Origin of the sequence: Methanobrevibacter filiformis (assembly GCF_001639265.1) — an archaeon.
In the GTDB taxonomy this organism is placed as follows: domain Archaea; phylum Methanobacteriota; class Methanobacteria; order Methanobacteriales; family Methanobacteriaceae; genus Methanacia; species Methanacia filiformis.
This window is the reverse complement of sequence record NZ_LWMT01000275.1, coordinates 1-12,625: the sequence shown is the minus strand read 5'-3', so window position 1 is coordinate 12,625 and position 12,625 is coordinate 1. Positions and strand designations below refer to the sequence as shown.

The 12,625-nt window shown below is 28.6% G+C and carries 9 protein-coding genes; 1 reads left to right on the top strand and 8 read right to left on the bottom strand.

Annotated features, from left to right (window positions below; all coding sequences use genetic code 11):
- Nucleotides 1-380: 380 nt before the first annotated feature.
- The 8 genes from MBFIL_RS09070 to MBFIL_RS09030 all read right to left on the bottom strand — a co-directional run bounded on the left by MBFIL_RS09070 (nt 381) and on the right by MBFIL_RS09030 (nt 11,646).
- Nucleotides 381-848: a 4Fe-4S dicluster domain-containing protein gene (locus tag MBFIL_RS09070; protein WP_066973760.1), complete on the bottom strand. Its 468-nt coding sequence runs from the start codon at nt 846-848 to the stop codon at nt 381-383.
- A gap of 173 nt (nt 849-1,021) precedes the next feature.
- The gene (acsC, locus tag MBFIL_RS09065) at nt 1,022-2,395 is read right to left on the bottom strand and encodes an acetyl-CoA decarbonylase/synthase complex subunit gamma (protein ID WP_066973758.1); all 1,374 of its coding nucleotides are present in this window, start codon (nt 2,393-2,395) and stop codon (nt 1,022-1,024) included.
- A gap of 19 nt (nt 2,396-2,414) precedes the next feature.
- Nucleotides 2,415-3,569, bottom strand: a complete 1,155-nt coding sequence (cdhD, locus tag MBFIL_RS09060) for a CO dehydrogenase/acetyl-CoA synthase subunit delta (protein ID WP_066973756.1) — start codon at nt 3,567-3,569, stop codon at nt 2,415-2,417.
- 219 nt (nt 3,570-3,788) lie between these two features.
- Entirely contained in the window at nt 3,789-4,541 is a 753-nt protein-coding gene (locus MBFIL_RS09055) for an ATP-binding protein (protein ID WP_066973754.1), read from the bottom strand.
- A 246-nt stretch (nt 4,542-4,787) separates the two neighbouring features.
- Complete coding sequence (gene cdhC, locus MBFIL_RS09045) at nt 4,788-6,179, bottom strand: CO dehydrogenase/CO-methylating acetyl-CoA synthase complex subunit beta (protein ID WP_066973749.1); 1,392 nt, start codon at nt 6,177-6,179, stop codon at nt 4,788-4,790.
- 205 nt (nt 6,180-6,384) lie between these two features.
- Nucleotides 6,385-6,888, bottom strand: coding sequence for a CO dehydrogenase/acetyl-CoA synthase complex subunit epsilon (cdhB, locus tag MBFIL_RS09040; protein ID WP_066973748.1), 504 nt, complete (start codon nt 6,886-6,888; stop codon nt 6,385-6,387).
- Between the two features lies 1 nt (nt 6,889).
- Entirely contained in the window at nt 6,890-9,253 is a 2,364-nt protein-coding gene (gene cdhA, locus MBFIL_RS09035; protein ID WP_066973746.1) for a CO dehydrogenase/acetyl-CoA synthase complex subunit alpha, read from the bottom strand.
- A 1,151-nt stretch (nt 9,254-10,404) separates the two neighbouring features.
- The gene (locus MBFIL_RS09030) at nt 10,405-11,646 is read right to left on the bottom strand and encodes an ATP-binding protein (protein ID WP_066973744.1); all 1,242 of its coding nucleotides are present in this window, start codon (nt 11,644-11,646) and stop codon (nt 10,405-10,407) included.
- 677 nt (nt 11,647-12,323) lie between these two features.
- Between MBFIL_RS09030 and MBFIL_RS09025 the strand changes: the two genes are divergently transcribed.
- Nucleotides 12,324-12,625: hypothetical protein (locus MBFIL_RS09025; protein WP_157078744.1), on the top strand; the 302-nt coding region annotated here is incomplete at its 3' end.

Genomic DNA, 12,625 nt, shown 5'->3' with positions numbered 1-12,625 from the left:
AAACCCCACCAAGAAAAAATAGAACCAATTGTAGAAGAAGTTTCTGAAATAAGAAAAAAATAAAGAAGCAATGTTTAATTTAAGGCAATTCTATAGAATCGATTAAATCCTTAACTTAACAGCTGTGCCAACTAAATTTACAGTGCATTTATATTCAAATTAAAATCTTAGATTTATATAGATTTATATAATATTTTGTCATTTATCATTGATGACAATAATATTTCAAAGATATTTGTAATTATTTTATAAATATTTTGTCATTTATCATTGATGACAATTAATGAAAATATATAAATTAATAGAGAGATAATTGTTCCTTGTCCTAAATAATAAAAATAGAAAATAAGTATGATATTTGTATAAATATAAGAAAATAGCTAAGATTTTGTTTTAAATGTTTTAATAGCTTCTTCTAATTCTTGAGTAATATTCTCATCGTCTTTTAACTCTTGAAGATCTTCAATTGAGAAAATATTTAATACATTGTCTTTACATGCCTCAACACATGCTGGAATTAGCTTATCAGACTCTAAACATAAGGTACATTTTTCAGCAGAGCCTTTATCATAGTCAATAGCTATTATTCCAATTGGACAAGCTATTAAACAGAGTTTACATAGTATACAGTTATCTTCATTCACTTTTAATGTACCATCAATGTTTTCAATAGCTCCTGTAGGGCAGATTCTACTACATGGAGCTTTGTCTGGATGACACTGCATACAGAAAACTGGTATTGTTGAAGTTTTTCTAGCTCTCGCTACCCCATACTCTTTTTTACAGGCATTTATGCATGCTTCACATTCTGTGCACATTTCAGGGTCTGTAACCATTAATGTCTTCATTATTAACACCCATTAATAGATAATTAGTTAAATAAAGAATAGCTAAATAATACTTAAATAGCTAAATAATATTTAAATAATAATATAAGTAAATAAGTAATAATTAAATAAATAATATATTATTAAATATTGAATTTATTTACTAAATTATCTTAATTTTATTTAAAACTTTTTTAAAATTTTTCTATAATAAAGTCAGCTGCTGCAGAGGAATCTCTTGGTCCGACAAGGACATCCCATCCAGTTTCGTCTTCAATTTCTCCACTAACTGATGCAGCAAGTCCTGGTATTACCATTTTTCTTGTTTTTATAGTATCTTCGATTTTATGGTCTTTTAATAGATCTGCTACTGCTTTACCATCAAATTGACCTCCTGCAATAGCTACATCGACTGCTTTTCCAACAGTGTCTAATACTAATATATAGCATGATGATTTAGCTGATTTTAAATCTCCTTCTACTGTATAAAAAGTTAGAGCGAAGTTTGTAGTGAGTATAACTGGTGAATTTTCATCTACATCCCCTATTGGATAATAGCCAGGATCTACTGCTTGTGGTTTTCTTGGGTCTGTGTAAATTCCTTGTCTAAGTGTTAAAATAGGAATCATTTCCCATATTTCACTACCTTCAATTATTAAAGCATCTGCATATTTATTTATAAGTATTGATGCGTAAGTTGCTTCCATAATATCTTTCGAAATATCCTCATCAGTGTTATCTAATTTAGATAATGCAGGAATTCCAATAATCGGGAAACGGAAATCTTCATCATTTTCTTCAATAGCAAGACGTTTACACATTACAAAATTATCTATTGTATCCCCAATTCCATTTCCTGTAAATGTACCTGGATCTAAGACAATATCTTTAATACCCAGTGATCTTAAATTAAAAACAAGTTCTTTAAGTTTTTCAAGGTCTCCTGGAGCAAATGCTGTAATTGGACAATCATATTTAATTGCAAGATCTGCCATCTCATTTAAATTATTTTCATTTGCAGCATAAATTAATGGTCTTTCATCACCAATTTCTTTAAGTGCTGCATCCATAGCTATTGGATCAAATGAACATAAAATAACAGGATATTTTGCATTTTTAAGTTTTTTAGCTGCTTTTGCAAATTTAGTTGCATTTCCAGATTTATTTCTAAGAGCTATTCCATCTAAGGTTAATATTTCTCCAGTTCTTTCAAATTCAGTGTTTTCAATAATATTCACCTTATTATCGAAATCCTCATCAGATAAAGTATCAGGCACATCTATAGCAAATAATGTCTGGTTATAGTAAGATTCTTCATATCTATAAAGTACCTCATCTCCACCAATTGTTTTAACTTTATTTCCAGTACCAATAGCTATTTCTCGAACAGCTGGAGCAATTAATTTTTCAAGTTTAGCAAATTGCTTTTCATCTAATTCACTGCATTTTTCTAAAGCTATTTCTTTATCTGAAAGCTTTGTTGCAAAAGCCATACATGAAGCTTCTCCACATTCCTCACAATTTGTTTGAGGTAATAATTTATAAACATCCATAGCAGTAACTTTCATTCTTTTCCCTCCTATTTAATTATAATTCACTAATCCAATTATCAATTTGAGGTAAATCTGTTGTTAAGTACTCTTTTGTGAAAGTTTCACCAATTTCTCTAAGTATTTTCACAGAAGTTGGATGAAGCATCATAAATATGTCAACTCCATTTAACATTAAGGTTAAACCAGTCATAATCTCCCACAATGGTCCTCTGTAATCAGTTGGTCCCCATGCTTCATTTTTCATCCAAGCTTCCCTTGATCCCCATGCATTGGTAGTACCAGATGACATTGGCATTTGTAAATCAGGATCTCCTTTAAGTCCTCCAAGCCTTGTTCTTGTAATAACATCAATAGAGAATTCGATACCGTAACCAAGAGCACATGTTGTTGGATCCATAACTATATCAGTTTGCTTTAGTCCTTCATTCATTAAATATTTGTTTAATGATTTTTGCATGTTTACATCAATAATTGACCATGAAAGTACAGCATGACCATAGTCTAATGCTGCTTTTGCCACTTTCTTATAATCTAAATCCATGTTTGCTGATGCAAGCAAACATCTTTCTCCTTCAGCAGCTTCAGCAGCAGCTTCAAGAACTAAAGGATCTTTTACAGGATCTCCAGATGCTCCAATAACCAATGGTACTTTAACTGCTTGAAGTACTTCTTCAACAGCTTGTGCCCCTTCTCTTGGTGATTTGTCCATAACTTTAGGACCAGTTCCAATTAAATGCATTGTAACCATATTTGCACCATAATCTTTCACAGCCTTTTTAGCCCATTCTCCAGGAGATTCCATTACATCTTCAAAATGTTCCCGTATAGGTCTAGGCAAACCAGGCATAGGTATATCAAACACATCAAAAGTTACAATTGGTTGATTCGGTTGAGGCTGCTCAAATCTATATAATGATTCTTGTCCTCCAAGATAAACAGGTTTTCTTGTCCCATCTCCAAGCTGGACTTGTGCAATTTTTCCAGGATACTCTTTAATAGGTGGATTAAATTCTCCTGCACTTAAAAGAGTTTTTTCAATTATTTCTTGTTTAGCTATCGTTTGTTGAATAGTTTGTTGAATAGCTGGAGCTAAATGCAATTCCAACTCTTCAAAATCCATCCTAAACTCGTTAATTTCTATAGAGTCTGTATTTTCCATTAGCTTAAGAAGCTGACTTATTTTATCCATATCACCACATCCTCTTTTAGATTTGATTTTGAAAATCCTAAGGTGATTCTTTTCAAAATCGTTATAATAATGTAAATAATAATTATTTATGTTTTTAATGAATTTTTAATAGTTATTTTAATAGCTATTTTAATAGTTATTCTAGCAATTATTCTAAAATTATACTAATAGCTATTTTAATAACTATTTTAATAATTATTCTAATAACTATTCTAATAACTATTCTAATAATTTTTTAACAATATTTTCAATGGTTTGTACTGGTTCACTGTCATTTGGAAGATCAATTAAAGGTTTACCTTCAAAATCATATTCAGATACAATTTCATTTTCATGTATTAATCCAATGACATCCAATCCAGTTTTAGCTGCTTTTTGAGTTATATTATCTTCTTCTCCTTCTTTAATCCTGTTTAAGATTAAATAAAGGTTATCAAAATTGATTTCCAACTCTTCAGCTAACTTTCCAATTCGTGAAGCAGTAAGTATTCCTCTTGCTGATGGGTCTGAAACTACTAACATAGTATCAACATTCTGTGTAGTTCGTCTGCTTAAATGTTCAAGTCCTGCTTCAGTATCTATTATAATGACATCATAATTAGAGGAAATGTTTTCTATGATTTTTCTAAGCATATTGTTAACTGCACAGTAACATCCACTACCTTCAGGTCTGCCCATTACAAGTAAATCAAATTCTTTAGTTTCAACGATTGATGTCATGATGTTGTAGTCTAAAATATCCCATTTATTAGTTCCAACACTTATGTTTCCAGTATTAATATCTTTTTTAAGATTTTCTCTAACATCTCCAACTGATTTTTCAACATTAATCCCTAAAGTATCTGGAATATTTGAATCAGGATCTGCATCAATGATTAGAATATCCTTATTTGTTTTAGATAATACTTTAACTAACAATGATGAAACTAAAGTTTTTCCAGTTCCACCTTTTCCACTTACTGCAATTATCACTATATCACTATCAAATTATTATTTTTTAAATTAAAAGTTATTTTAAATAATATTTTATTAATCAAAGTTAATTTAATATTATTTTTTAAATTAAAAGTTATTTTAAATAATATTTTATTAATCAAAGTTAGTTTAATATTATTTTTTAAATTAAGAGCATATTTAATAATACATTTCTTATTAATTTTAATATTATTTTTTAACTTAAGAGCATAGTTAATAATACATTTCTTATTAATTTTAATATTATTTTTTCTTCTTAATAATAACCTTTTCAGCATATATTTTAGCATTTTTAAAGACTATTCTAACTCCACCACTTGCAGGAACTGAAATTTCTGGAGAGGTCATGACTGGTGCATATTCTGGAGTTGTGTCTTCTTGTGATGTTGTAGATACGGAATCTTCTTCATCTTCTTCATCAGTTTGGTTTTGATTAGCTATTCTTTCAAGTATTGGGTGATTATGATCATTTAAGTAGGTTTTAATTTCTTTTACTTTTGTTGCATCTGCATCAGTTGGGATTTTATCATAGAGGTCTTTAGGAATGTATTCTTTTAGTGATTCTTTGATGTTTTGAGGTAACCATACAACTCTATTATATGCTCCGTCTGCTTGTAAGAATTTAGGAGACCTCATGTATTCTAAGCTCAAGCCTGTGAATCCTTCAACTTGTTTTCCTCCTGAACATTGTCCTGCCATTGAGGAGAAAGGTATTCCAAGAGGAGTTTCTCCATTGAAATCTCTGTCCACTATTCCAATTCCATCAAGTTCTGGAATGTAAAATGCAACTGCCTCAAAACAACCACAGGAAGTGTGAGGATATTCAAATACACTGTGGAGAAAGACTCTTTCAGTTTCTCCTTGTGTTTTTTGAGAAATCATGTTGTTAACATTAATATATTCTCCTTTTTCCTCATCAATCACTTCACCCTTTTCAATTTCAAAAATAGCTCCATCTGGATCCATTTTAGCAGAAGCTCTGCAATCAAACCAGTTAATAGCTCCACATAATGCAGTTCTATCTGGTGTTACAACACACATGTGTGATGGTGCAAATGATTGGCACATTAAGCAACCATAGAAAACATCTACATCTTCATCAGATAGTTCTCTTGATCTTGCATCTCTTATAGAATATGTGCTTTTAGCACCTTCTACAAATTCTTCAACTTCCTCTTTTTTAGTAAGTATTGTAACAGCTATTGTTTCAATTATAGGGAATTCTTCTTTAAATAAAGTTCCAACAGCTTTTGCAAGATGAACTAATTTAAATCCAGCATCTTTAGCCTCTGTGCTTACACGACACCAAATTTGATCTCTTTGGTTTAAATGCATAAATCCTTGGACATAATTACAAAGATCATGAGTTCTTCTTTCAATTACTCCTTCTAGTTCTTGTTCTAATTTTTCACCTTTAATAGCTATTTTAAGACCAAAAGGTATGATGTCTCCTTGATTCATATCAGATAATTCTGATCCGATTACTTCAAATTTTTCCTCTGTGAGTGAATCATCAACTTGAACTAGTTCTGCTCCAATAGACTTTGGTCCTGCTAATTCAACAAACATATTAGCTGCACGAATCCTTTCACCTTCGTACATTGGACTTACTTCAACAGGAATATCTTCAAACATAAAATCTCCTCTTAAATAAATTAAATATTAATAATTCTTTATGATTTAATAATATATGATAATAAAATTCATGAAATATACAACAATACTAAATGATTTAACATAATAACTTCGATTAATAGTTTAAATATTAATTTAGCATTGTTTGAAACTTAATTGACCATTATGAGATTTTGCGAAATCTCCGATTTTGCGAAATCAGTGCCTAAAGTTTATCTAAATAGTTGTGCCATTCTTTATCATTCATATTTGGGAATGATGCATCAGCATTAAAATGGAAATATTTGCATATTGTTAAGGTTTTAAGATGAGGTGCAAAGTGTTTTAATGTGGAAAGTCCTTGGGAAGCTATATAATAAATAACTCCAACGAATATTACAAGATCATGTTGACCTTCTCCATTTACTCCTTGCCACTGAGGGTCTTTAAGTAAGTTAACAATTTCAACTATCCCATAGGGAGTTGAGTCTATTTCCACATCACTAAAAGTTTTATAAGTGTCTGCAGTTGTTACAATTGGTAGGTTCCATTTTTCTGCAATTTTAGATACAAAATCAAGTAGGGGTTCGTTTTTAGCATAAGGACCAACAACGAATAATGGTCTTTTTGATTTTTTAATCATGTGTTTTGCAGTTTCTGGAGTAACAAGTAGAGGTTGTTTAGGTCCAGCGATTGCTGTTGGTTGCCATGGGATTAAACGTTCATTCATCTTAATCACCTACCTTATTTTTTGGAAAATCAAGAATAGAGGGTTCCATTGGAATTTCTCGAGGTTCCCACTTATTATTTTCTAATATTTCAAGAACTTCTTTTTTATAAGTTATTGGAATGTCTTTTTCAGTTCTAATAAATTTATAAATATCTTGCGGAATTTCTCCAAAATATTTTTTCCTCATGTCAATATAGTGGCTAAGTTTGATTTGTCTTCCTTTATTAGTGTCAGTTGGTCTGATACATAACTTAGCTAAAGCTACTGTAGCTTCTTCTCTATTTTCAGCAGCATAAAGAAGATGTTCTGGAGCAGGTTCCCCGTCAATAACTTTTCCAGTTCTCATATCATTTAATTTCCATCTTTCTTTATCTTCAGTTGCTCCAAGATATAATCGTCTGTATTTAGATCCATGGGGTCCTAAAACTACTGGTATTCCCCAACGATTAACTCCAGATGCAATAGCTGCTGCTTTTTGTGAGTAAGGTCCCCATGCCATTCCACAAGCACCTACACGATTAAGAATATAATCAGCTATTACTTCAAAGTTTCCTTCAAGTTGTTTTTTAGCAAAAATATTAGCTATTTTAATAGCTACACCTGGAATATGTGAGTTAGATACACATGATCCTAAGTTTACAAGTCCTCTGGCATCAAAATCTCCACTGTATTTTTCATAAAGTGATTTCCCATCTTTATCCTTGTATTCTCCAATGGACATTGCTCCACATCCACTGGTTACAACAATATAATTTCGCTCTAAGAACTCTTCAGCCATTTTAGCTACTTCATCAGACCCATTAGGATAATTTGTACATCCAACAAAAGCTATTACTCCAGGAATATCTCCAAGTACAATTGGTGCTCCAACCCTTCTAACTTCAACATCTTGTATTGGTCCTCTTCCGACACGGATTTTAAATTTTTGTTTATCAAGATTGTTTTGTCCGACTTTTGCCATAAGTGACATTATTTTAATGTTTTCGGGGCATTCTCCTTCACATCTACCACAAGTATAACAAGTATCATGATCATATAATTCTTCTGCTTTCTGGAAGTCTCCTTCTCCTGCAGATGAGACAGCATCCATTATTGGTAGATTATTTGGACAAACTCTAACACACCAACCACAATTTGTACATTTACTTGCTTCCTCTTGAAGTTCTCTGTCAGTTGGTAATATTTTGTGTTTTTGTCTTTTAGTTGATATTTCTTGTGAAAGTTTAACTGCTAATTCCCCTACTTTTTCTGGATCAAGTACCAATGCTCCTTTGATTCTATCTGAAAGTATATCTCCCATAATATTATCAACAGTATCATCAGTCCTATCTTCTAATCCTAAGCACATTTTATCAGTAGTAGCTATTAGAGCAGCACCTGTTTTATTTGCTTCTTCAAGAACATCTGATCGAATACATTGTTCATCGACAACTACAACATCTGCAACTCCACTTCTAAGGAATTTCAGTTGTTTTGAAATTGGTCCTATTACTTTAGCACGATTACTGTATCTTGTCATATCAATTGAAGTACAGCATATCCCACATATTTCAATTTGATCTTCAAGTTCATTATCTTCTACATAATCAATTATTCCTGCTCCAGGAGCTACATTATGCCCAATACATAAAACCACAGGTTTTTCTCGATCCACTACACCAATTCCAAGTTCTGCAAGTGGTACATCTGCATCACCTTTTGGAAGGTTAAGTGCATTTATTTGAGAAACATCTCCTATTTCCATCCCTACATGATCCATTAATCCTGCATGAAGTGCTTTTGATTCAAAATCAAGGTGGTTTCCTTCTTGTCCTGTATGGCATGCAGATAAGAGATGTAAGTTTTCTTCTTCCATGTATGACATTGCTTCTCTTAAATCTCCTAATGTCTTTGGAATTTTACCAATAACTGTCCTAATAATTGGTGCTTCAATATCAATATTGTTTCCAAAGTCAATAGGGAAATCTGGTCCCACTTTATGAATTAAATATTCAAGTAAATGTCTTGAATGAGCTGAATGTGCTGCAGCCCCAATACAACAAGTAAGTAATGCAAATCTCCCCTGTTGAGCTTCAATATCTATTCCACATGCACCTTTTTTACCAGTCAAATCACACTTTCCAAAAGTACATAAGCAACACATATCACAAAATGGAGCATAAAATGGAGGATATCTTTTAAGTAATTTCATATCCCATGATCTTAAATCAGTAACTGATGGTTTAGGAGTAGGTCCCATTTCTATTTTTTCATTATCAGTTGGAGAACTGGTATTTTCAACTATATCTCCAATATTAATATCAATGCCCCTATTTTTCCAGAAATTATCTTCTAAATCTTTAGGCCTAATTGAGTTAGGTGTCAAATTATCACCATTTTTATTTATAATGAATTAATCAGATTAATATAAATTAATCTTTAATTTAATTGTCTATACAATCAAAGGTTAATACAAGTTTATACAATTATTAGTATTATTATTTAATAGCTAAATGATATTGTAATAGCTAAAGGATTGTTTACAAAATATGGAGCAAACTTTTAAAAACGAGAAATCAGATATTTTTCTGAATTTCCCTCACAATAAAAGTTTGATCAAGCTATTTCAAAAAAATAAGCAATTCAAATACGAAATGCTTTTACTAATATTAAAATAGCATTCTAAGTAATTTTAATATTCTAAATAATTAATAAATTAAACATAGCATCTTATCTAAGTATAATGTTTAATATCCTTATTTATTTCAAAAATTACACTTAAATATTAATAATCTAAAAATACTATATAAATTATGAATCATGTATTAAATAATTCATAATGATTTATAATGATATTTTATTACATTATTAAGATATATATATCTTTTGTATTATTAATCAATTAATCAAATATTATTAATTTTAAATTATAATTATCCATTTTTTCGCAGTGTTTTCTATTTTTAATGAAATATGTTTAATATTAACTTAATTAAACTATTTTTTAATGTAATTTCAACATTATATTTGATTTTATTAGTTTAATTTTTCAAAATTTGATCATTAATTTTAATCTTTTAAAACAAAGTAGATTTAAATTTTAGCTGTTGATTTTCTATCCTTATTTAATCATATTTGATTATAAAATATCATTCAAATTTTATTATATCCTTATCAATATTTATCTGATTTAAAAATTTATTTTAATATTGAATTTTATTAAAAGGTTACTAACTAAAAATTTTATATTTTAAATGCCCATTTTTTTAATATAAGATTAGTAAGAGTCTTCTAATAGCTATTTTTCTTATAGGAAAAAATTTTACTGAAAATAATAATTTTTTCATATAAGAAAAACTTTTTTAAATAATATAAATAATTTCTTTTATACAAGAAATTTCACTAAAAATACAAATTTTTTCTTTTATAAAACATAAATCCTTTTGATATGGAAAAAATTATCCTATATGATATTATGAATATTTTTTGATTTAAAATAAGGTTAGTCACCCTTTTTTAAAATAATCTTAAATAAAACTAAATTTCATCATTTAACAAAAAATTTATTATATTTACATGATTAATTCCATTTTGAGACATGTTAAAATCATCCATTGTTAATACATATTTTGGATAATTATCATTAATTTTTGACAATGGTTCAAATTCTCTTTTTATTGTGTTTTCATCAGTTAAAATATAAGCAACTTGAATATAAACGATTTTATCCCCTTTTTTACATACAAAATCCACTTCCTTTTCTTTAAATTTCCCAATTGTTATTTTATATCCTCTTCTAACTAACTCATTAAATACAATGTTTTCAAGTGATTGACCAATATCTTTTTTATTTTTCCCATACAAGGATTGTCTAAAACCTAAATCAACTAAGTAGAATTTTTCTATGTAATTTAAAATTCTTTTACCTATTAAATCTTCTCTTTTTACTTTTTTAATTAAACCAGCATCTTCCATATAAGTTAAATAGTTATAAATAGTTGTTGTTCCAATAGCTATTTTGTCTTTTTTTAAATATTTTATTATGCTATTTGCTGAGAAAAGTTGTCCAACATTTCCAATTACAAATCTAAAAATTCTATTTAATAACTCTATATCTCTTATTTCGTTTCTTTTAACTATATCTTTAAGTATTATTGAATTATAGAGGTCTAAATATACTTGTATCTTTTCATCTCCACTAAAATTTAAAGTAGATGGCATAGATCCATAGATAAGATAATCAAAGAAAAGTTTTTTAATTTTGGGATTTAAATATGTATTTTCTTCTTTTTTTCCATAATTTATTTTATTATTTTTTTTTCTATAGTCTAAAAATTCTCTAAATGAAAAGGGATAAACCTTTATTTCAACATATCTCCCTGATAGATAAGTAGCCAATTCTCCTGATAGAAGTTTTGCATTAGACCCAGTGATATAAATATCAAATCTTTTTTCGGCAAAATAAGCATTAATGAGCCTTTCCCAGCCTTCAACATCCTGAATTTCATCAAAAAGTAAGTATTTTATGTTTTTATTCTTTTTTAGAAGATTTGATATTAAATTCGCTAATTGATCTATATTTTTAATGTGAATATATTCTTTTAGCTCAAAATTTATTAAAACAATATCTTCTTCATTTACTCCTTCATTTTTTAATTCTTCAACTAGTTGTTTAAGTATGGTAGATTTACCACAACGTCTAATTCCAGTTAAAACCTTAATAATATCTTTATTCATGTAAGGTTTTATTTTATTAATATATAATCCTCTTTTTATCATTTTATCTCTTAAATCATTTTTTTATAAAAAATTAACTAAATAATTTAATATGGAATATTCTTTTATATAAGAAATTATTTAAAAAAATATGAAATATTCTTTTATAAAATAAAAATATTTTTTATTAGAATATATTCCTTTATATAATAAAATTTTTAAAAAAATATAAAATATTCTTTTATATGATAAACTTTTTATTATGTTTAATAATCAAAGTATTTAAATATTGTTTTTTAAGAGTAGAATTTGTGGTATTTTGTTTGCTAATGTCTTATCAATTTAATTTTTGGCACTTTGGATTTAAGAGACTCACCCTAGAATTCAGATAACAATTAGTTATGATTATTATTTAATTTTTGACATACAGAGAGTTCAATGATTTCCTTTAATCTATCATCAATTTCTTCTTTTGCTTTAGAAAGTTTAAGTCCTACATCGTGCTTTCCTTAGGCAAGGATTTTCAAAACTAAAATTTTTTCCATCATAAAATCCTTTTTACGAAGTGCTGATTATATACTGGAGTTTGTATTTAACTCACAGGCTTTTAAACTATATATTGTTGTTCATAAATGTTTATAAATTGATTTGAGGATTCGTATTTAATAATTTTCTTTTTATATGTATTATTTTTTTTCTTTGGTATTTTTATTTATGTTTGATTGTTTATATATTTTTTTATGAGTTTTAATAGTAGTATTCGTAAGTGTTTTAGGTTTGTGTTGAAGAAGTTGAATGTTTGGGAGAGTAGTGGTAAGTTTAGTGTTGATTTTGATTATTTGAGGTCTGTTGTTCGTGGGGATTTTAGTGATTTGTGGAAGGAAGGTCTTAATTTTAATATTAATAGTCCTTTTAATAAAGAGCTTTTGTGTTGTGATTTGGAAAGAATGATTCGTGCATTAGATGATGGAGAAAGTGTGAATCATTTTAAGACTCTTTTTCTTCTTAACTCTATGAATAATGAAAATGAAGAGTTGTTAGA